Annotated in this window: 19 protein-coding genes; 9 read left to right on the top strand and 10 right to left on the bottom strand. The window is 39.4% G+C overall.

All coding sequences use genetic code 11. The features are described 5' to 3' along the window. Positions 1–2: 2 nt before the first annotated feature. Entirely contained in the window at positions 3–341 is a 339-nt protein-coding gene (locus tag KO529_RS17755) for a hypothetical protein (protein ID WP_215949208.1), read from the bottom strand. 181 nt (positions 342–522) lie between these two features. Here KO529_RS17755 and KO529_RS17750 point away from each other — a divergent pair, with 181 nt between their 5' ends. The 4 genes from KO529_RS17750 to KO529_RS17735 all read left to right on the top strand — a co-directional run bounded on the left by KO529_RS17750 (position 523) and on the right by KO529_RS17735 (position 4,657). Then, on the top strand, positions 523–690 hold the full coding sequence (locus KO529_RS17750) for a DUF5522 domain-containing protein (protein WP_215949207.1): 168 nt from the start codon (positions 523–525) through the stop codon (positions 688–690). Between the two features lie 66 nt (positions 691–756). Further along, a complete protein-coding gene (locus KO529_RS17745) occupies positions 757–1,317 on the top strand; it encodes a DUF4136 domain-containing protein (RefSeq protein ID WP_215949206.1) in 561 nt (186 codons plus the stop codon). A gap of 260 nt (positions 1,318–1,577) precedes the next feature. Then, entirely contained in the window at positions 1,578–3,329 is a 1,752-nt protein-coding gene (locus tag KO529_RS17740) for an aromatic amino acid hydroxylase (protein ID WP_215949205.1), read from the top strand. A 62-nt stretch (positions 3,330–3,391) separates the two neighbouring features. Next, the gene (locus KO529_RS17735) at positions 3,392–4,657 is read left to right on the top strand and encodes an alpha/beta hydrolase family protein (protein WP_247097633.1); all 1,266 of its coding nucleotides are present in this window, start codon (positions 3,392–3,394) and stop codon (positions 4,655–4,657) included. Between the two features lie 27 nt (positions 4,658–4,684). On the opposite strand, the gene KO529_RS17730 is transcribed toward KO529_RS17735, so the two are convergent. The 7 genes from KO529_RS17730 to alaS all read right to left on the bottom strand — a co-directional run bounded on the left by KO529_RS17730 (position 4,685) and on the right by alaS (position 13,193). Beyond that, positions 4,685–5,296 carry a DUF4230 domain-containing protein gene (locus KO529_RS17730; protein ID WP_215949204.1) on the bottom strand — a complete coding sequence of 204 codons (612 nt, stop codon included), beginning with the start codon at positions 5,294–5,296 and terminating at the stop codon, positions 4,685–4,687. A gap of 43 nt (positions 5,297–5,339) precedes the next feature. Then, a complete protein-coding gene (locus tag KO529_RS17725; RefSeq protein WP_215949203.1) occupies positions 5,340–5,990 on the bottom strand; it encodes a response regulator in 651 nt (216 codons plus the stop codon). A gap of 3 nt (positions 5,991–5,993) precedes the next feature. Next, a complete protein-coding gene (locus tag KO529_RS17720; protein WP_215949202.1) occupies positions 5,994–7,943 on the bottom strand; it encodes a tetratricopeptide repeat-containing sensor histidine kinase in 1,950 nt (649 codons plus the stop codon). Between the two features lie 52 nt (positions 7,944–7,995). Continuing rightward, positions 7,996–8,259: a hypothetical protein gene (locus KO529_RS17715; RefSeq protein WP_215949201.1), complete on the bottom strand. Its 264-nt coding sequence runs from the start codon at positions 8,257–8,259 to the stop codon at positions 7,996–7,998. Between the two features lie 158 nt (positions 8,260–8,417). After that, positions 8,418–9,470, bottom strand: a complete 1,053-nt coding sequence (locus KO529_RS17710; protein WP_215949200.1) for a hypothetical protein — start codon at positions 9,468–9,470, stop codon at positions 8,418–8,420. Between the two features lie 80 nt (positions 9,471–9,550). Then, positions 9,551–10,495 (bottom strand): GSCFA domain-containing protein, encoded by a 945-nt coding sequence (locus KO529_RS17705; RefSeq protein WP_215949199.1) that lies wholly within the window; start codon positions 10,493–10,495, stop codon positions 9,551–9,553. Positions 10,496–10,577: 82 nt separating this feature from the next. After that, a complete protein-coding gene (gene alaS / locus KO529_RS17700; RefSeq protein WP_215949198.1) occupies positions 10,578–13,193 on the bottom strand; it encodes an alanine--tRNA ligase in 2,616 nt (871 codons plus the stop codon). A 104-nt stretch (positions 13,194–13,297) separates the two neighbouring features. Here alaS and KO529_RS17695 point away from each other — a divergent pair, with 104 nt between their 5' ends. From KO529_RS17695 to KO529_RS17675, 5 genes are read left to right on the top strand one after another with little or no spacing between them, the layout of a single operon-like run. Next, positions 13,298–14,275, top strand: coding sequence for a M23 family metallopeptidase (locus KO529_RS17695; protein ID WP_072860729.1), 978 nt, complete (start codon positions 13,298–13,300; stop codon positions 14,273–14,275). Continuing rightward, the gene (locus KO529_RS17690; RefSeq protein ID WP_031445282.1) at positions 14,275–14,604 is read left to right on the top strand and encodes a MerR family transcriptional regulator; all 330 of its coding nucleotides are present in this window, start codon (positions 14,275–14,277) and stop codon (positions 14,602–14,604) included. Before KO529_RS17695 ends, KO529_RS17690 begins: the two co-directional genes overlap by 1 nt. A gap of 21 nt (positions 14,605–14,625) precedes the next feature. After that, positions 14,626–15,225 carry a LemA family protein gene (locus KO529_RS17685; protein WP_215949197.1) on the top strand — a complete coding sequence of 200 codons (600 nt, stop codon included), beginning with the start codon at positions 14,626–14,628 and terminating at the stop codon, positions 15,223–15,225. A 6-nt stretch (positions 15,226–15,231) separates the two neighbouring features. Further along, the gene (locus KO529_RS17680; protein WP_215949196.1) at positions 15,232–15,669 is read left to right on the top strand and encodes a TPM domain-containing protein; all 438 of its coding nucleotides are present in this window, start codon (positions 15,232–15,234) and stop codon (positions 15,667–15,669) included. Next, positions 15,650–16,456 (top strand): TPM domain-containing protein, encoded by an 807-nt coding sequence (locus KO529_RS17675; RefSeq protein WP_215949195.1) that lies wholly within the window; start codon positions 15,650–15,652, stop codon positions 16,454–16,456. The genes KO529_RS17680 and KO529_RS17675 overlap by 20 nt, the downstream gene beginning before the upstream one ends. Before the next feature lie 450 nt (positions 16,457–16,906). Here the strand turns inward: KO529_RS17675 and KO529_RS17670 are convergent, their stop codons facing one another. Together KO529_RS17670 and der are read right to left on the bottom strand one after the other, a co-directional pair. Next, a complete protein-coding gene (locus KO529_RS17670; RefSeq protein WP_215949194.1) occupies positions 16,907–19,672 on the bottom strand; it encodes an outer membrane beta-barrel protein in 2,766 nt (921 codons plus the stop codon). A gap of 132 nt (positions 19,673–19,804) precedes the next feature. Further along, a complete protein-coding gene (gene der, locus KO529_RS17665; protein ID WP_215949193.1) occupies positions 19,805–21,109 on the bottom strand; it encodes a ribosome biogenesis GTPase Der in 1,305 nt (434 codons plus the stop codon). Positions 21,110–21,178: the final 69 nt, after the last annotated feature.

Below are 21,178 nucleotides of genomic sequence, written 5' to 3'. Positions count from 1 at the left end.
GCCTAAGGCTTTTGGCCCCAAAGATATTTAATAAAACTAAAAGTCCTTCTCTCTTGTAGATAATATAAATTAGTTTCATTATCGTAGGCCTCCCTTTCAAAGCTGATATTTTGGTAGGCCTTGTAAGCATCAAAATACATAAGGTACCTAATAATACCTTCCAACAAATACAAAAAATAAAAGGGTACTATCAATAGTTCCCGTTGTTGCCTTAGATGTATTTTTTCGTGGTTAAGTAGCGTGGCATCCTTTTTTAAAGAAGAGTTCTTCAAAATAATGAAGGGCCAAAAGGAGAGTCCCACATAGTTTTTGTAAAATACATGTTTAAAAACTAAAATCATTCTATCGGATAAATATCACGCCTATCAAAGATAACAGGGAGCTTCATAAAATCTTTTCATAATCGACTTACTACGAACAAAATAGGTTCAAATACAAAAAGTATGCTAAACTCTGTTAAATTACCCCCCACTTAACTGACCAGCATAAATTATTTGGCATAAATCCCATAAATTTACATCAATGAAGAAATTTATACCATTGGAGGAAGGGGATTTTTACCTTTCAGAGGAAGGCTACAAAGTTTTTACAAAACAATATCATCTAAAAAGGGGATATTGTTGCGAAAGTGGCTGCAGACATTGTCCGTACGGTTATAACCAAAAAACGAACACACAGCGCCAAAACTAAGGTATTCGGCATGATTTTTGAGCTTGATTACATTGTATCACAAGTACTAATTCAAATATAATAGCTATGAAAAAAATTAAATTTTTAATCGTTCCGATCTTGGTTCTGCTCTTCGCCAGTTCCTGCACATCGGTACGTGTATTATCCGATTATGATAAAGAAGCAAATTTTAATTCGTTCAAAACCTATGCCTTTTATAAAACTGGGATAGACAAGGCCCAGATTTCAGATTTGGACAAGAAGAGAATACTAAAGGCCATTGATGCTGAAATGAGCTCTAGAGGTTACGTAAAATCCGAAAATCCCGATATGTTATTAAGCATATTTACCAAGGAAAGACAACAGGTAGATGTGTACAGCAACTATTGGGGCGCAGGCTTTTATGGCTGGGGCTGGTCTCCATTTTACTGGGGATCTCCATATTACGGAGGAAACAATGTTAGCACAAGAACCGAAGGCTCTTTATATATAGACATCATAGATGCCAAGAACAAGGAACTGGTTTGGCAAGGAAGGGGCGTTGGCACCTTGAACAACATTAGAAATATGGAAAAGAAAGAGAAAAGGATAAAAGAGTTCGTTTCTGAAATATTGGAAGCTTATCCTCCCGGATCAGCTATGAATTAAACTTTTGACCATAAAAAATACCGATTACCAGGAGCATGTTTAGGTAATTTTTTAGATTAAATTCTCCCAAATTCCCTTCCCATTAAGGAAGGGAATTTTTTTTGTTCCCATCCCAATAAATAGGTTGCCTTAAAAATGCCAACTGCCATTAAACCATCCCCTTAATTGTCCTTTCACTTTATTTAGTTATATAATTACGAAAGGTCATCCTTTGAGAACAAGGGGGCATTTTGTATCTTTAATAGAATAAAACACCATCTATGTCTTTTGAAAGCAATTTCATTTTGGATAAGCTTCCCGAGCATTTGAAGCAGTATATAAAACCGCAGAATTATGAGGATTACTCCCCTATAGATCAGGCGGTATGGCGCTATGTAATGCGAAAAAATGTAGATTATTTAAGTAAAGTGGCCCATAAAAGTTATTTGGAGGGCCTAAACAAAACGGGGATTTCCATAGATTATATTCCCAATATGTACGGTATGAACCGTATTTTGAAAGAAATAGGGTGGGCGGCCGTGGCCGTGGATGGCTTTATTCCCCCTTCTGCCTTTATGGAATTCCAGGCTTACAATGTCTTGGTCATAGCCTCGGATATTCGGCAATTGGAGCATATTGAATATACCCCCGCGCCCGATATTATACATGAAGGCGCCGGACACGCCCCTATTATAGCCAATCCCGAATATGCGGAATACCTGCGTAGGTTTGGAGAGATAGGATCCAAGGCCATTTCCAGTGCCAAGGATTACGAATTATACGAAGCCGTTAGACATCTGTCCATTATAAAGGAGGCCGAAGGCACCCCTCAAGAAGAAATTGATAAGGCCCAAAAGAAAATTGAAGACCTACAATTGAATATGGGCGAGCCAAGTGAAATGGCCCTGATTCGAAATCTTCATTGGTGGACTGTAGAATACGGACTGATCGGTACCGTGGATAGACCAAAAATATATGGTGCAGGTTTACTTTCCTCTATTGGGGAAAGTGCTTGGTGTATGACCGATAAGGTTAAGAAAATTCCATATTCCATAGAAGCAGCACATACTTCCTTCGACATAACCCAACCTCAGCCCCAACTTTTTGTTACTCCGGATTTTGCTTATCTAAACCAAGTTCTGGAGGAATTTGCCAACACCATGTCCTTGAGACAAGGTGGCCTAAGTGGCTTGGAAAAACTTATCAACTCCAAGGAAATGGGTACAGTGGAGCTAAGTACGGGCCTGCAAGTATCTGGGCATTTTGAAAGTGCCATTGCCCATGACGGAAAACCGGTCTATTTACAGACCAAAGGAAATACAGCCCTTGCCTACCGCGAAAAGGAATTGATTGGGCACGGCATTAAGCAACATACAAACGGATTTGGTTCGCCCATAGGGAAATTGAAAGGCATAAATCTTGCGATAGAGGATATGAGTCCCCGCGATTTAAAGGCCTACAATATCTATGAAGGTAAAGTGGTGGACCTTGAATTCATCGGAGACATAAAAGTTTCAGGGGAAATTATTACGGGCACCAGAAACCTTAAGGGAGAAATTATACTGATTACCATGGCAAATTGCACGGTTACCCATAATGATGAAATCCTATTTCATCCGGACCACGGCTTATACCATATGGCCGTGGGAGAAAATATTGTTTCTGTGTTCAATGGCCCGGCAGATTTAAATAGTTTTGATCTGGTTACGCACAAAGTCACCGACACCACCATTAAATCGGCCAAAACTGAAAAAAGGAAGCAATTAGAGCAGTTATACAAGCAAATTAGGGAATTCAGGGAAGGCAAAAACGTAACTATCTCTAGAAACAAGGTTTTCCAGGAAATAAAAGCCAACCATCCAGAAGATTGGTTGCTTGCGGTTGAATTGTACGAATTAGCAAAAAATAATGACGATGTAAGTTTTGCCAAAGAGCTGAAATCGTACTTGGAGGCCCTTAAACACCAAAAACCACAACTTGGCCACCTAATAGATGACGGCCTGGAATTAGTGGACAAAAGTTTGGTATCATAATCCTGCTCATTAGTTTCATTTGGATTCCCTATATTTATGCTGCTACCTTTAATAGATCTGAAATGAAGCTTTTAACTTGTTTTGTGTGTTCCTTTTTTATTTTATCCATGTCCCCTATATTATCCCAAACCAATTATGAAGAAAGCAAGGTTCCTTCCTTTGAGGTGCCCGATCCATTACTGACTTTTAGCGGTTATAAAATTAATTCGGCAAAAAACTGGGAAAAAGTAAGACGGCCGGAACTACTTCGTTTTTTTGAGAACGATATATACGGTAAGATTCCAAAAAGCCTTAAGATAGACTCCTATACCATTTTAGAACAGGACAACAATGTCCTTAACGGAAAAGCCAAGCGCAAGCAAGTAGAACTTACTTTTAAGAACAATGGCAAAACTTTGAGTTATACCATTTTGCTCTATCTCCCGAAAAACAAAGTAAAGGCACCCGTTTTTTTGGGCTATAATTTTTATGGCAACCACACCATCACAGAGGATAAAGCTGTAATAATTTCATCGGCCTGGGCCAATAACAATGAATCATTCGGGATCAAAAACAACACTTTGACCGAGGAGTCCAGGGGAAAAAGAACGAATCGCTGGGCAGTTGAAAAAATATTGGATGCCGGTTATGGCCTAGCTACCATATATTATGGTGAAGTAGACCCGGATAAAAATGATTTCTCGGATGGCATTCATAGCCTCTTGTATCAACAAGGCCAGAATCAGCCTAAACCTGCTGAATGGGGCAGTATTGCGGCTTGGAGTTGGGGCATGGTAAGGGCTTTGGATTATTTTGAAAAAGATCCTGACATAGACGCTTCCAAGGTAATTGCCTTCGGCCATTCGCGACTGGGAAAAACATCCCTTTGGGCCGGAGCTACGGACAAAAGATTTGCCGGGGTAATTTCCAACAACTCGGGCTGCGGGGGCGCCGCTCTGTCCAAACGTAAATTTGGAGAGACCATATCGGTGATAAACGAAAGGTTTCCACACTGGTTTTGTGACAATTTCAACCAGTACGGTGACCATGAAGAAGCATTGCCCGTAGACCAACACCAGTTGTTGGCGTTGATTGCACCAAGGCCACTCTATGTAGCCAGTGCGGAGGAAGACCAATGGGCCGATCCCAGGGGAGAGTTCCTTTCCGCACATTATGCAACACAAGTTTACAACCTATACGGCAAAAAAGGAATAGAAACCATGGAAATGCCCAAGGTAAATGAACCTATACATAACACCGTTTCCTACCACATCCGTACCGGCAAGCATGATGTTACCGACTACGATTGGGAAAACTATATTAAGTGGGCAAATACCTTTGTAAAATAATAGGAAAGTCGTTCTTATAGGTAATTTTTAATCCAGCAACTTTAATTCTTCAAAATTTTGGATGTTCCTATCCCCATAGGTCAGTGTCCAACCCATGGAATTGGTAAGTACCAAAAATTTGGACAGCTCACTTAGAAGTCGGTTCTGCGCATTGGACTTTAAAGTTGAGGCCTCAATTTTTTTCAGTAGGGACGCATTAACATTCCGTTTAATTTTGTTGTAATCCTCTGCATTGAACTGGTTTAAATAATCCGAAGTAACATCGTAATATTCAAAATCGGGGTTTATCTTAATTTCCGGTTCTGGGATACTAATAATGCGCAGTGTCTTGGTAGCCTCGTCGATGTCAAATTTTATTAGACTTAGGTCATAGGCTACGGTCACCTCAGCATTCACCACCACCAATGCTTTTTTATCGGCAGTAATCAACGGACCAAATAATTGTTGGGAATCCTTATAATTGTACACTTCGGCAAAGTGCCCTTCGGTAACGATCAATTTGGAAACGTTATTGATCTGTTCCTGAATAAGCATTGAATTCTCCTTTAAAATGGATTTCTTTTCTTTTTCCTCCGAACAGGAACGAAAAATTAAAACAATAGCCAACGTAAATATAACACCAACAAAAAACCTTTTCATATCATTAAATATATGATATAATCAAGAATTATAATGCTAATTTTTAAATAAGATTATTGCGTTTTGCCTTTTCTACCGCTTCCAATTTACTATGCACTTGAAGTTTTACATATATGTTTTCTATGTGCTTTCGAACGGTACTGGGTGATAAAAAAAGATTTTCGGCAATTTTAGTATAACTAAGGCCTTTGCCCAATTGCTCCAAAACTTCCACCTCACGGTTTGTCAGGAAGACTTCTTCCTGGGCCGTAATATTATTCAAAGCTATTGGGTTTCTAAGTAATTTAAGGGTTCTTAGTGCCACTGAAGGAGTCATGGCCGCTCCTCCATTTAATGTGTCCAAAATTCCTTTGTACAAGGTATCTGGGTCAACATCTTTTAGCAAATACCCATCAGCCCCTACTTTTATAGCATTAAAAATATTCTCATCATTATCAAAAACCGTCAGCATAACAATTTTAATCTGGGGGTATCTTGTCTTTATTCTTTCGGTAGCCTCAATACCACCTAAAATAGGCATTTCTATATCCATCAAGATCAGATCCAAATGGGGATTTTCTTCCAGTTTTTCCAAGCATTGCAATCCGTTGCCCGCTTTCCATTTCACCACTATAGCCTCAAAAAAAGCAAGCTTATCCTCTACTGCTTTTAAGAGAAAAGAACTATCATCTACAATGGCTATTTTAATTTTCATTTTCTAATCTCTAACAGGGATATTAAAAACAATTGAAGTTCCTTGGCCCAACATTGAAGTCAGTTTTAATTCACTATTTAGATCCTTAGCTCTTTTTTGCATATTGGACAGGCCATTGCCCAACGTAACTTCGGAAAGTTCAAAACCTACGCCATTATCGGTTACTTCTACATGAAAATAATCCATTGTTTTATGAATGCTGACCTCCATAGTATGTTCTAATTCTTCACTATTTGCAAAAGCGTATTTTAGGGCGTTATTAACAGCCTCTTGAATTATTCGATATAGATTTACCCCTTCTTCGGCAGTAAAGGAATAGGTTGGGTCTATATCCGAATCTACCGTAAAATTTAATTTTATATGTTCTGATGCTCTGGTTACGGTTGCCATAAAGATGTTCAACCGATATTGTAAGTCATCAAAAGTGATGTTCTCTTTGTTCATTGCCCAGATCGTATCGCGCAATTCATTAATCGTGGTTTTGGTGAACATCCCAATTTCACTTAATTTATTTTTTATTTTATCCTCTCCAGCGGTTAAACCATACTTTAAGGTATCTATTGATGAGATAATAAAGGTTAATTGACTGCCAATATTATCATGCAAGTCCCTTGATATTCTTAACCTTTGATCCTGTAATCTATTTTGGGTCTCTATATGAACCAAAGCTGTTTTTAATTCGTTTTCCTTTAATAATTGCCTGTTCTTCAATCGCTGTTGCCCGTAAAAAAGATAACCGATCAATCCCAATAAAAAAGCCAAGGAAAGTAGACCATAAATTAGATTGTTCTTTTTGTCGATCTCCATTTTGTTTTGTGTCAATTGCAATTGTTGTTCAGACAATTCCTTCTCTTTCTTTTCTGCCTGATATTTTGCCTCCAACTCAAACATTGCCTTGGTTTTGGCAATCTGAAACAAACTATCTTTTTTATTAATAAACGCTTGACCAGTGGTATAGGCCAGATCACTATCCCCTTTATTATAATAGGCTTCCGATAGTAATTGTAGCGCATTGACCTCAAATTCTTTAAAATCCTTCTGCCGGGCTACTTCCAAAGCCTTATCCAATTGAACTATTGCAACATCATATCTTTTAAAACCCAATTGGTTTTTGGCAAAACCTATCCTAGTATTGGTTAGTTCATATTCATTATTATCTGAAGCAAACATATCCATAGCCTCCAAATAGGTTTTTTCGGCTTTCCCATGTTGGCCCAAACTATCTTCCGCTACGGCAACATTGTTCAACATATAAGGCACATATCTATGGTACCCTAATTTTTTATATCCTTCGGCAGCATCAAGTGCATAACTTATAGCGTTGTCAAATTTTTTTAAACGTAGCATTACCGAGCCTATATTCCCGGTAGCAACCGTAATCCCAAATGTATTCTTACTTTTCTTATATAATTCAAGTGCTTGTTGGTAATAGTCCAACACCATAGCATATTCTCCCTGCTTTTTATAAACGATGCCAATATTGCTCAATACCATGGGCAGTAGGTCCGGATCAGTAGCATTATTTCCATAAATTCTCAACGCCTTAAAATAATGCCCAAGTGAAGTTTCAAAATTTCCCCGCTCATCCTCTATAATCCCTAAATTATTATAGGTATCGGCCAAGCCAATACTATCTGCCTTTAAATAATTGACAGAAAGACTTTTGGAGTGGAAATAAATGGCACTATCGTAATCTGCTTTGGCCTGATAAGCACTGGCCATAGAATTATACACAGATGCATAAAGTTTTTCTTGTTTCGTTTTTTTTGCTTCCGATAGCGCCGCCTTTGCATAAACCAAAGCACTATCCAATTGTATGTTTCTATATTGCCAGGAAATCTCGTTTAAAGTGCCAACTAGGAGTTCTCCATTTTGAGTTTTTGAAACCCCTAAAAGGCTGTCCAGCTTTTTTTGCTGAGCATAACATTTTAATATCGTTAGAACTGCTAACAAAAAAATTAGACCTTGCCTTTTCATTAGTACAATTATCGTGAAAATTTCTAATTTATACTATACTTTGATCTAGCAATGATTCTTTTAAATTATACGATATAAAACTATAGCTATTTAGTCCATTTTCCCTAGCAGCACAAGCAACACGATGGTGCTCTATACATTCCAGATAATATCCTACAAGATCTCTATGGGCATTGTCCAGTGCATTGTTTTTATTTTTAAAATATAACATTACACCAAAAGCGATGGCCAAGGTAGCAAGAACAATAAAAATTGAAATAGGCATACTTTCGGCTTTAAATACAGAACCCATCCTGACTATTTTGAATGAAGAAAAAATGTCAGGACGGGTGCAAACTTTTCAAACTATTAATTAAGGTATGAAGGCCAAGACAGACAAATTATCTTAAGCATTAAATAGGGCTACAATTGGGTCCTTTTCCTGAGATAGCCCCCAATCAATAATTATGATTACTTGCCAAGTATTTCGCTGGCATGGTAATCAAGTAGTTTTTTACCTGCCAAATATATTCCTTCTGCATATTTGCCTCCATCAGGCTGGAGCCATTTGGTGGTTTCGCTATAATTATCCCCTCGAATAGAAACTATCGGATTCAGTAATGTAGCCGTTGCCTGGGTTTGAGTGGAATAGGCGGCAATCTTTTCTTTCTGCATAACGCCATCAATTTCCAAATCAGATTTCATACTTCCTAAGTATTGAGATTCTGGACTCCCACCAATTTTCAATTTTCCACGTGTAAAATTCACATAACTGGAAAGTCCGACCGCTTGTTTGGATTTGTCGAACATGCTTGTTAATCCTGCTGAAGTTTTTTCATCCGTTACGGTATAGGTATCGGCTAATCTATAATTCACAAAAAGCTTTACTTTGGCCTGATTGCCAATATTCCAATCTGTCCCCAAGGAAGAAAAAACATAAACCAATGAAACATCGGCTATTAAGGCATCATCCAATTCACTGGACAAATTTTGAGCTGTTTTATCAAATCCTCCCAATTTGGAAGAAAATGCATTTCTATCTTTATAGTAATAAGAGTAATCTGTAGGTACAACCGCAATAATCCCTGTCATATCGGTTTCAAAAAGCATTGGACCAACAGCCTTTTCCCAGCCCTTATAGGTGTCGGTTTTACCGGCTTCTTCGCTTGTTATTAGCTCATATCCCTTATTTTTAAAATCCGCTATAAACTCGGTATATAATTGATCCGCTTTTGCCTGAATGGCCTCTTTGTCCAAAGACGCCAATCCAACGGCCGCTTTTGCTTTGGAAGCGTTTTTAATACTTCGCCCAAATCCACCGGCTTTTTTTTCATCGACCGCCTCCTTATAAATTTCAAAATTTATAGTAAAGCTCGAGATATAGATTTTCTTTGGTCCATCACCAATTTTATTGGATTTAAAACCATCATCTTTTGGTTTAAATTCACCCAATTGTTGTGCTTGCACAGCGGTTATAACAAAAAGAAAAATCGTAAGGTGTAAAAAGTTAAATTTTGATTTCATGAAGTTTAAGGTTTAAATTATTTGCCTCAAAACTCCAATAAAACAGAATACAAAACCATAGGGCAATTGCCTTATTTTAGTCAAAATTTCATAAATGGATACTCCTTTTGAAGCAAAATTATCCTTTCTTTAAGATGTCGTAGAAATTTTTGATGCTTTTCCGATTCTAAATTAAAAGGGCGGTGATCCAATCCTTTTTGAATAGCGGCCACTTCATCCATAGTCCTATAGGAAGTTTCGGAAATCCATACCGCTTTAAATTTTTTCCAGATATAGTTAATCCCCAGATCATTGGGATGCACCAGATCATTCGCGTAAAAGCGATAATCCCGAAGTTCGTCCATCATTAGTTCATAACTCGGAAAATACGAGGCATTCCCTGCTTTTATTATATGGTGAACCGCACTGATCAAATGTGCCTTACTTTGTTGATTTTCCACAAAACCATCCTTTAAGTGACGCACTGGGGAAACCGTAAAGACAATCTTGGCCTTTGCATTTACAGCTCGAATTTGATGTATAATTACCTCAAGACTTTGACTGATTTTTTCTATTGAGAGTAGTTGTTTCTGAAAGGCTATCTGAGGAACCTTATGGCAATTGGCCACTTCCTTTCCACTCTCCTTCAATTGATAGGTCCAAGCTGTCCCTAAAGTAATAAAGATATGCGTAGCCTTGGTTATATATAGTTTCGTTTGCAATAAGCCTGAGTTTAGGCTACCAAGCAATTCTTCCTTTGTAACAGAGGACAAATCGGAATGTGCATCATAACACTGCCAGCGCTCGTTCAAAAAAAACACCTCTTCGCCTGTGTATTCCTTCTGTTGAATAGCCCTAGAAATTAAATTTTCCATGGCCAAAGGATGAAATAAAATTCCAAACGGATTTTGTAGGGTTTGAAATTTATAGTAAGCCAGTTTGTCTCCTATATTGTTGGCAAAACAAGACCCCAACACCATTAGCTGACTTCTATAATCAATCTGATTTTCAGCTTTTTTTAGAGGTACCTGTGTTTGAAGTTTCATGATTCAATTTTAAGCATTGACTTCCTAAGGCAACTCTAGAGCCTCCTTAAGTTATACCACTATTCGGATTATTACTATCGTCCTATACTATATAAGCTTTAGCTTTCTCGAGCACCTCGCCAATCCCGGCTGGATTTTTACCTCCGGCAGTAGCAAAAAACGGCTGTCCGCCCCCGCCACCTTGAATGTATTTTCCAAGCTCCCGCACTATGGTTCCGGCATTCAATTTCCTCTCTTCTACCAGTTCTTTGGAGATATAACAGGACAAAAGTGCTTTCCCTTCGTTCTCCGAAGCGAAAAGTAAAAATAGGTCCTTTCTATTCTGTCCCATCTCAAAGGAGATGTCCTTTATTCCTGCCGCATCCAAATCCACCTTCTTCGCCAAGAATTGAATTCCGTTTACTTCAGTAAGTTCATTGAGCAACTCGCCCTTCAAGTTTTTGGCTTTGTCCTTCAAGAGGTTTTCCAGCTCTTTTTTCAACCTCAAGTTCTCCTCTTGCAAAGCCGTTAACGCTTTAACTGGTTCCTGGGGATTATTTAAAAGTTCCTTTAATTCCAACAGGGTATTATTACTTTCGGCATAAAAGTCCTTGACAGCATCGGAGGTTATGGCTTCTATTCTGCGTATTCCCGCGGCCACGGCCCCTTCCGACTTAATTCTAAAATGCCAGATATCGGCCGTATTCCGTACATGGGTACCCCCGCATAGTTCTATGGATTGTCCAAAGCGAATGGTTCTGACCGCATCGCCATACTTTTCCCCGAACAGGGCCATTGCCCCTTGCTCCAAGGCCTTTTCCATGGGTACATTTCGCTGTTCCTCCAAAGGAAGACCATTGCTTATACGCGCATTTACAAAACTTTCTATGGCTACCAATTCATCCGTACTAAGTTTGGCAAAATGGGAGAAATCGAAACGCAGGTATTTGGAATGCACTGCAGAACCTTTTTGTTCCACATGTTTCCCCAGAATTTCACGTAGGGCCTGGTGCAATAAATGCGTAGCCGTATGGTTACATTCTGTTCTCTTGCGTTGCTTTGCATCTACCACTGCCTTAAACTTATCTGCAGTATCCTTGGGTAAATTTTTTGCAAAATGGACAATCTCGTTATTTTCCTTTTTGGTATCCAGGATATATACCACATCGCCATTGGGAGCTTCCAAATATCCCTTGTCCCCAACCTGTCCTCCTCCTTCGGGATAAAACGGGGTAAGGTTGAATACGATCTGATATTGCTCTCCTTCTTTTTTGGAAGTTACCTTTCTATATTTTACAATTTTTACCGAGGTTTCCAAATTATCATAACCCACAAATTCCTGCTGTGGATCATCGGCAAGAACAATCCAATCTTCTTTGGACACTTCGGAGGCCGATCTGGAACGATCTTTTTGCTCCTTCATGGCGGTTTCGAACCCTTTTTCATCCAGCTCATACCCTCTTTCACTTAAAATAAGGGCTGTTAAATCAATGGGGAATCCGAACGTATCGTATAGCTCAAAGGCTTTTCTACCGTCTATTTTTTTATCCTTGTTTTCGGCAACAATATTATCCAACAATAATAGTCCTTGGTCCAAAGTCTTTAAGAAGGAATGTTCCTCCTCCTTCACCACATTTTCTATTAACTGTCGTTGGTCCTTAAGTTCTGGAAAGGATTTCCCCATGGTATCGGAAAGCACCTTTACCAATTGGAACATAAAAGGTTCCTTAGTATTCAAAAAAGTAAATCCATAACGAATGGCCCTTCTCAAAATTCTACGGATTACATAGCCAGCCCCTGTATTACTGGGCAACTGTCCGTCTGCAATGGAAAAGGAAACCGCCCTTATATGATCGGCAATTACCCTTATGGCAATATTTATTTCTTCGTCCTTTCCATATTTGGAATTGGTGATGGTCTCTATCTCCCTGATTATTGGTGTAAAAACATCGGTGTCGTAATTGGATTGCACCCCCTGCATTACCATACACAAACGCTCAAAGCCCATTCCCGTATCCACATGTTTGGCCGGCAAAGCTTCCAATTGTCCGTTGGCCTTCCTATTGTACTGCATAAAAACCAAGTTCCAGATTTCCACAACCTGTGGATGATCTTGGTTGACAAGAGCAGCACCGGATACTTTTGCTTTTTCCTCTGCGGAACGGATATCCACATGAATTTCCGAACAAGGTCCACAAGGCCCTTGGTCTCCCATTTCCCAAAAATTATCCTTCTTGTTCCCAAAAAGTATTCTATCCTTGGCCACTATTTTACTCCAAAGCTCCAAGGCTTCAGTATCTTGATCTAGCTTATCGGCATCCTTACTGCCCTCAAAGACGGTTACGTATAGGCTATTTTTATCAATCTTGCATACTTCGGTTAAAAACTCCCATGCCCAAGCAATGGCCTCGACCTTAAAGTAATCCCCAAAACTCCAGTTCCCCAACATTTCGAACATGGTATGGTGGTAGGTATCCTTCCCCACCTCTTCCAAGTCGTTATGCTTGCCACTAACCCTAAGGCATTTTTGGGTATCGGCCACACGAGTGTTCTTAGGTACAGAGTTCCCCAAGAAAAACTCCTTAAACTGATTCATACCCGCATTGGTAAACATTAATGTTGGATCATCTTTGATGACCATTGGTGCAGAAGGAACAATTTTATGGGATTTTTCCTTAAAAAATTCTAAAAACTTGGCTCTAATTTCTTGGGATTTCATGTAAATTGGTAAGCTTTTTATATATTTAACGGTTGTTAGAAAACAATTTGCAAATTTGCAAGTTATCTATAAACATGACCACAAAAATAGGATAAATTAGATACATGTCTAAGGTAAAATATTATTACGACCCGGACACCCTATCTTACCGTAAGATAGAACCCAAAAAATCCAGAAGATTTAGAAATATTGCTCTATTTTTTCTAGGGTCATTTCTATTTGGATTTTTAGGCCTTATATTACTTTTAAACACCAATTTGGTAAACACCCCACGAGAACTTTCCTTGGCCAGAGAGGTCAAAAACTATGAGCTTCAGTTCGAATTGCTGGGCAAAAAAATGGAGCAGATAGAAAATGTACTGGCCAATATTGAGGACCGGGACAACAATATTTACAGATTATATTTCGAAGCCAACCCAATACCCGAAGAACAGAGAAGAGCTGGATTTGGAGGGGTAAACAGGTATAAATCCCTAGAAGGCTTCAATAATTCCGAAATGATCATCGCCACTACGAAAAGGCTGGACATTATTCAAAAGCAAATGGTGATTCAATCCAAATCCTTGGATGAAATTACCAAGCTGGCGGAAGAAAAAGAAAAATTATTAGCGGCAATCCCTGCCATACAGCCCATAAAGAATGAAGACCTAACACGCATGGCATCTGGTTATGGTTGGCGTTCCGACCCATTTACCAAAGCTAGAAAAATGCACTGGGGAATGGATTTCACCTCTCCAAAAGGAACTCCGATATATGCTTCGGGCGACGGAACGGTTACTAGAGCGGACAACAATGCCTCGGGTTACGGAAAACATATAAGAATAGATCATGGCTATGGATATATGAGCCTTTACGGTCATTTAAGTCAGTATAACGTTAAAGCCCGCCAAAAGGTAAAAAGAGGTGACCTCATCGGTTTTGTAGGAAGCACAGGTAGATCAGAAGCGCCACACCTACATTACGAGGTATGGAAAGATGACGAAAGAATTAACCCTATTAACTTCTACTACGGCAGTTTAACCGCGGAAGAATTCGAAAATATGTTGAAATACGCAAACCAAGAAAATCAATCCCTGGATTAATGCATATAGATCTTCCGGAAAAACGATATTATGGTATTGGTGAAGTGGCCGATGCCTTTGATGTGAACACCTCACTTATCCGTTTTTGGGAAAAGGAGTTCGACGTGCTCAAGCCTAAAAAGAATGCTAAGGGCAATAGAAAATTCACTCCCCAGGACATTAAAAATCTTCAACTTATCTACCATTTGGTAAAGGAGCGCGGTTTTACGCTAGAAGGTGCCAAAACACATTTAAAGGAAGATAAATTAAAAACCTTGTCTACCTTTGATGTAATCCAAAAATTGGAAAAGGTCAAGGCTGAACTTATCAAAATAAAGAACCAACTATAAATAACACTAAATACACTGATCATGAAAAAATGGTTAATTCCAGTAATTATCCTCGCGGTTTTAGGAATAGGCTTATACCAATGGGCCGTAGGCTTTAACAATACCGCTGTTAAACTTAAGGAAACTTCTACCCAGTCTTGGGCCAATGTGGAAAGTGCCTACCAAAGACGTAACGATCTTATTGGCAACCTTGTTAAGACAGTACAGGGCGCAGCGGACTTTGAAAAGGGAACACTTACAGCGGTTATAGAAGCAAGGGCCAAGGCCACCTCGGTCAGCATAGACCCTACTAATATTACCCCTGAGCAACTTGCAAAATTCAACGAGGTACAGGGTGGACTTAGCGGTGCCTTGAAAAGTCTTTTGGTAACCGTGGAGCGATACCCTGACCTGAAGGCAAATCAAAATTTCCTGGAACTGCAGTCACAATTGGAAGGCACGGAAAACAGAATAAACATAGAACGAAATCGTTTTAACGAAAGTGTTTTGCCTTACAACAATCACATAAAAACCTTCCCAAATTCCGTATTGGCAGGTCTATTTAATTTTGATGAATTGGCTTACTTTAAATCGGAAGCCGGTGCGGAGCAAGCTCCAGACGTGAATTTCGAATTCAACTAAAACAAGATGTCCAAAGTAGAAGATTTTTTAACGGCCGATGAGGAATTGGAAATAGTGAATGCTATTGTTGAGGCCGAAAAAAATACTTCCGGGGAAATAAGGGTGCATATTGAACCTATGTCCAAAAAAGCCCATTTTGAACGTGCCCAAGAGGTCTTCCACTATTTAAAAATGGACAATACCAAAGAAGAAAATGGGGTATTGATCTACATTGCCGTACATGACAAGAAATTTGTTATTTATGGCGACAAGGGCATAAACCGAGTTGTCCCCGATAATTTTTGGGACAATACCAAAACGATTCTGGAAAATCATTTTAAAAAAGGAAATTTTAAGCAAGGTATCATAGAAGGAATACTCATGGCCGGTAAAGAATTGGAAACCCATTTCCCCTGGCAGCATAATAATCCCAACGAATTAAGCAATGAAGTATCTAAAGGGTAGTCTCTTATTCCTAGTATTATGCAGCTTCTCTATAACTGTTGCCCAATTTAAAATCCCCGAAAAGCCAAAACCTGGGGCACAAACGAGTGTTTATGATTATATAAATCTACTTTCTGCCGAACAGAAAACTAGCCTGGAGCAAAAATTGATCCGCTATTCGGACAGTACTTCCACCCAGATAGTAACGGCGATTATCTCCTCTACACAGGGGGAAAATATAAACTTTCTAGGAGCAAACTGGGGACATGCTTGGGGAATAGGACAAGCCAAGGAGGACAACGGTATTTTAATTCTGTTGGCACGGGACGACAGAAAAATTGCCATTAATACAGGTTATGGCATTGAGCCGCTATTGACAGATGCACTATCCAAACGCATTATAGAAACAGTAATCATCCCAGAATTCAAGCAGGGCAACTATTACAACGGACTCAACAAGGGGGCAGATGCCATTTTTAAGGTACTTAATGGCGAATTCAAGGAAGAGCGCAGTTTTGACAAAAGTCCTGGATTTCCATTTCAGACCTTACTACCATTCATCATTTTTATCATAATCCTTATTATACTTTCCAATAGAGGGAGAAGAGGAGGTGGTGGCAAGGGAGGAAACCGTAAGGGAATGGACCTTTGGGATATTATTGTGCTCAGCAATATGGGCCGTGGCGGTTACAGATCCGGGTCCTCGGGCGGTGGCTTTGGAGGTGGAGGCAGTTTTGGCGGCGGTGGTTTCGGAGGAGGCTTCGGTGGTGGCGGCTTTGGTGGCGGTGGTTCTTCAGGAGGTTGGTGATGGTTTTAATGTGAAAATGTACCAATTGCTTAATGTAACAATGTGTTAATTGGGTAATTTGACAATTTGAAGATTTGAAGATTTGAAGATTTGAAGATTTGAAACTACAACTGTATAACCTTCCAAACCTTAAACCCTTTAAACTAGAAACAATTCAAACCAGAAACTAGAGACTAGAGACTAGAGACTAGAAAAAAGAAGGTCAAGCAATATCCAAGAGAATGGAACAATGGGCTAGTTTGAGAATTTGAAGATTTGAAACTACAACTGTATAACCTTCCAAACCTCAAACCCTTTAAACTAGAAACAAGAGACTAGAGACTAGAAAAAAGAAGGTCAAGCAATATCCAAGAGAATGGAACAATGGACTAATTTGAAGATTTGAAAAAGAAAATGAATAACCATTCAAACCTTAAACCCTTTAAACCAGAAACCCTTCAAACAAAAACATTAATTGTAATAACGCCTTCCCCTTGATCCCATATCGGGTTTTTTGCCCCCAAACTGATCAAACTTATAGGTAAAGCTTGCCATAAAATACTGCTGTAGCACAGTGCCTTGAAAATCCTGAATAAAATCTTCCCCTGTAGTCCTACGGGTATTTATATTTTGATCCAACAAGTCGTAAGCCAACACCTTAAGGGTACCTTTATCTTCCAGTATTTGAAGACCGAGACTCATATTCCAAAAAAGGGCATCCTTTCTAAATCCTGGTCCCACATTTCCGTTATAACTATATTTAAGGTCATTGCCCCAAATTAAATTTTTAGGCCAATATGAAGTGACCCTTAGATTGGCATTTTGGGAAGTATATTCCACATCCTCTATATTATCCAGATTGTAGGTAGTATTGTTAAAAGAAATACCATAGCCTGGTTCAATTTCCAGAACCTCCTTATAATTATAGGTGGTAGACACATAGGGCGATACATCAAACCTTTTGGCCCTAAGTTCAACTCCGTTGGTAAAACTGATCTGCCTACCGTAACTTAATCGTGGCCTTACATTAAATTTTAAGGTATAAAGGCTATCCTTTTTAATCTGCTTGGAATAACCAATTCCCCCATAGCCACTGTAATTACCATCAATATTGGTATATCTGGTGGTCCTCAGGAAATTTTCATCGGTAGTTGATATGGCAGAAACCCTATCCTTTTGTATATCCAGCCCCGTATAGAAAAAGACCCCGCTCCGTTCTTTCCAATTATAATTATTGTAGTTAAAATCTATCCCATGATTCACACTTGGCAACAAATTGGGGTTACCTATCACCACGTTCAATGGGTTGTTTACATTGGGTACTGGCTGCAACTGACTTACCGAAGGAAGATTGAGTCGGGAGTCGTACCGTAAATAAACCCGACTATTTTTTCCCAAGGAATACCTTAATCGGCTTCTTAGCAATAGGTTTTTGTACGATTTGGAAAAGGATGTCCCTTGCAAAAAGTCCTGATTGTCCAGCTCGGTCATTACATAAGAAGCGTTCACCCGTAGGTTTAGCTTTTCTCCGTTATGGCGCAACCCCAAGAAAGGTGACTGTTGAATATTTTCAAAGTTAAAATCGGAACTTAAAGCCTCGTTAAACTGGGTATACCTATTATCATCCACATCATAGTCCATAACCTCCTTGGTATTGTCCCTGTGATCATTCTTAAATTCGTAGCCAATATCCAAGAACAACTTGGTGGTCAAAGGCTGCCTATAACGAGCTTCCAGTTCATAGGAATTTCTTTTGTTATTGATGTCGGACAGCTGATCCACGTTCTCTACACTGGGATCGTCCCCAAATACTTCCCTTACGGAATTGAGGTTGGAACTGCTTTTGTTTTCGGTATTGTCATTGGAAAATGAAAAAGTGATCAGTTTGCCAATCGTATCCAACTTTTTCATAACACTTAACCTATTGGAAAAATTTCTTTGAAAACCGTCATTGACCGTGATACGATTATTGCTGTTTATCAATTCTCCCTCCTCATCAGTAGAAAACGTATTGTTCCTGTTCACAGAATTGGTTCTATTGACACTCATGGAAGGCTGCAGGCTAACACGAAGGGTCTTATCCACATCATATTCTATATTTGCTGCTCCTCGATTGGAATTGGTAGACCCTTCAAAATTGGATTCGTTTTCCGTAAAATATCTGCTGTCAGGCAAAATATTCTCCCGGGATGTTTTTTGATCATTATAGGAATCGCTGTATCCAAAAAAGTAATTGGCATCGATCTTATACTGGCCCTTTTCCGCATTGGCATAGCTGGTACCCAAGTTGGAAGAGGTGGTAATACCATTTCCAAAGTTATTGATCAAGCCCGATTCCTGTGCACCGGAATACCCTCCATTGGTATTCCCCACCATATCGTAAATTTCGTCATAGGAAAATCCGGAATTGTTAATATTATTGGAACTGGCAATAAAACTCAACCTCTTCTTATTGCTAAAATAATTGAGCAGTCCGTTGAGTTGATACCTCTCATCAGTACCGTAACCGGCCGCCATTCTTCCCAAATACCCTTTATTCTTATCTTCCTTTATGGTTAGGTTAATGGTTTTGTTCTCCCCTTCCCCTTCTTCTCCACTAAACTCCTGCTCTTTGGTCTTGGTATCCGAAATCTGTATCTTACTTATGATATCCTTGGGCAAACTTTTGGTTGCCACCTTGGGGTCGTTACTAAAGAATACCTGGCCATTGACCAGTACCTGGTCTACTTCCTTCCCGTTTACAGTGATCTTACCATCACTATCCACTTCTACCCCGGGCAACTTTTTCAATACGTCCTCCACGGTAGCATCCGGCTTTGTCTTAAATGAATCCGCATTAAATTCCAAGGTATCCTTTTTAATAGTAATTGGCACCCTATCGCCCACAATCAGCACTCCTTCCAACTCTTGCGCCTGCTCCTCCAATTGTACTTTCCCCAAATCTACCTGAGACTCCAATTTAACTTTTACATAATGTGGTTTATACCCATTATAGGAGAAGAATACATTTACCTCCTTAAGACTGGTATCCCCTTCCAATTCAAATGCTCCTTTTTGATCGGATACAGTGTATGACACCAATGTGCTGTCCTTTACAGATTCTGCATAAATAGTGGAGGCCTCCAATGGGGCCTGGGTAATGGCATCAACAATCTTCCCGCTCAAAACAAAATCCTGGGAAAAAGAAAGGCTAAAAAATAAAATGGAAAATAGGATAGAAAAGTGAAATTTCTTCATTTGGTAAAAATGTCTCGGATTCTTGGTAGTTTGGTAAGCCCCCAAAAATAACCCTTGACCTTCTACGACCCAAATGCTTAACAGAACTTTAAGACCTCATATTAAGAAATACCCCAATACAGGTACAGTTTCCTATTTCTTTCTCATAAATACCGTTACCGGTACCCCTGTAAAATCGAAATTCTCCCTTAATTTATTCTCCAGAAAACGCTTATACGGCTCCCTTACATATTGTGGAAGGTTGCAGAAAAAAGCGAACTGTGGATAAGGCGTTGGCAATTGGGTACAGAATTTAATCTTTACATACTTATCCTTATAGGCAGGTGGCGGATAGTTTTCTATAATGGGCAACATAATATCGTTCAGTTTTCTGGTCACCACCTTTTTTTGCCTATTTTCATACACCTGAACGGCCGTTTCAATGGCTTTGAAAATCCGCTGTTTTGTTAAAACAGAGATAAAAAGAATGGGCACATCTGTGAAGGGTGCTATGGCCTCTTTAATTTTCTGAGTGTAATGTTTAATGGTATTGGTTTCTTTGTCCTCAATTAAATCCCATTTGTTTACCAAGATCACTATTCCCTTGTTGTTCCGCTGAGCCAACCAGAAAATATTTTCCACCTGTCCATCAAAACCACGGGTGGCATCCAACATAAGAATACAGACATCGGAATGTTCAATAGCCCTTACAGACCGCATTACGGAATAGAACTCCAGATCCTCCCTTACCTTGGCCTTACGACGGATCCCAGCGGTATCTACCAGATTAAATTCGAACCCAAACCGGTTGTATTTAGTATCTATACTGTCTCTAGTAGTACCGGCAATATCGGTTACTATATATCTTTCCTCCCCGATAAGGGCATTGATAAAAGACGATTTTCCGGCGTTGGGCCTACCTACCACCGCAAAACGAGGCAAGTCGTCCTTATCCTTTTCTTTTTCCGGTAATACCTTTACCAAATCGTCCAACAAATCGCCCGTACCACTTCCGTTTATACTGGCAATGGTATAATACTCCCCTAGACCCAAGGAATAAAACTCCACGGCATCTTCCGCTCTTTTGCCGTTGTCTACCTTATTGACCACCAAGAAAACAGGCTTATTTACACGTCTCAACAAATTGGCTACATCTTCGTCCATACCGGTAACCCCAGATTCCACGTCCACCATAAAAATGATGGCATCGGCCTCATCGATAGCCAATTCTACCTGCTTATCTATTTCCTTTTCAAAAACGTCATCGCTCCCTAACACATATCCGCCGGTATCGATCAAAGAAAACTCCACACCGTTCCAATCACTCTTTCCGTAATGACGATCTCGCGTAACCCCACTCACGGCATCAACAATGGCCTCTCTTCTTTGAATTAATCGGTTGAAAAAGGTTGATTTGCCTACATTAGGTCTTCCTACAATGGCTACTATAGCACTCATACTTTTAATTTGATGCAAAAGTACTATTTATATCCGAAGAAAAAACAGTATCTTTTATCCTAATTATCA

Origin of the sequence: Arenibacter algicola (assembly GCF_018860365.1) — a bacterium.
In the GTDB taxonomy this organism is placed as follows: domain Bacteria; phylum Bacteroidota; class Bacteroidia; order Flavobacteriales; family Flavobacteriaceae; genus Arenibacter; species Arenibacter algicola_B.
The sequence above is the reverse complement of the archived record's forward strand: the minus strand, read 5'-3'. Positions and strand labels throughout refer to the sequence as shown.

Coding starts and splice junctions, on each gene's coding strand:
- KO529_RS17755 (WP_215949208.1), bottom strand. CDS start 341: ATGATTTTAGTTTTTAAACATGTATTTTACAAAAACTATGTGGGACTC.
- KO529_RS17750 (WP_215949207.1), top strand. CDS start 523: ATGAAGAAATTTATACCATTGGAGGAAGGGGATTTTTACCTTTCAGAG.
- KO529_RS17745 (WP_215949206.1), top strand. CDS start 757: ATGAAAAAAATTAAATTTTTAATCGTTCCGATCTTGGTTCTGCTCTTC.
- KO529_RS17740 (WP_215949205.1), top strand. CDS start 1,578: ATGTCTTTTGAAAGCAATTTCATTTTGGATAAGCTTCCCGAGCATTTG.
- KO529_RS17735 (WP_247097633.1), top strand. CDS start 3,392: ATGAAGCTTTTAACTTGTTTTGTGTGTTCCTTTTTTATTTTATCCATG.
- KO529_RS17730 (WP_215949204.1), bottom strand. CDS start 5,296: ATGAAAAGGTTTTTTGTTGGTGTTATATTTACGTTGGCTATTGTTTTA.
- KO529_RS17725 (WP_215949203.1), bottom strand. CDS start 5,990: ATGAAAATTAAAATAGCCATTGTAGATGATAGTTCTTTTCTCTTAAAA.
- KO529_RS17715 (WP_215949201.1), bottom strand. CDS start 8,259: ATGGGTTCTGTATTTAAAGCCGAAAGTATGCCTATTTCAATTTTTATT.
- KO529_RS17710 (WP_215949200.1), bottom strand. CDS start 9,470: ATGAAATCAAAATTTAACTTTTTACACCTTACGATTTTTCTTTTTGTT.
- KO529_RS17705 (WP_215949199.1), bottom strand. CDS start 10,495: ATGAAACTTCAAACACAGGTACCTCTAAAAAAAGCTGAAAATCAGATT.
- alaS (WP_215949198.1), bottom strand. CDS start 13,193: ATGAAATCCCAAGAAATTAGAGCCAAGTTTTTAGAATTTTTTAAGGAA.
- KO529_RS17695 (WP_072860729.1), top strand. CDS start 13,298: ATGTCTAAGGTAAAATATTATTACGACCCGGACACCCTATCTTACCGT.
- KO529_RS17690 (WP_031445282.1), top strand. CDS start 14,275: ATGCATATAGATCTTCCGGAAAAACGATATTATGGTATTGGTGAAGTG.
- KO529_RS17685 (WP_215949197.1), top strand. CDS start 14,626: ATGAAAAAATGGTTAATTCCAGTAATTATCCTCGCGGTTTTAGGAATA.
- KO529_RS17680 (WP_215949196.1), top strand. CDS start 15,232: ATGTCCAAAGTAGAAGATTTTTTAACGGCCGATGAGGAATTGGAAATA.
- KO529_RS17675 (WP_215949195.1), top strand. CDS start 15,650: ATGAAGTATCTAAAGGGTAGTCTCTTATTCCTAGTATTATGCAGCTTC.
- KO529_RS17670 (WP_215949194.1), bottom strand. CDS start 19,672: ATGAAGAAATTTCACTTTTCTATCCTATTTTCCATTTTATTTTTTAGC.
- der (WP_215949193.1), bottom strand. CDS start 21,109: ATGAGTGCTATAGTAGCCATTGTAGGAAGACCTAATGTAGGCAAATCA.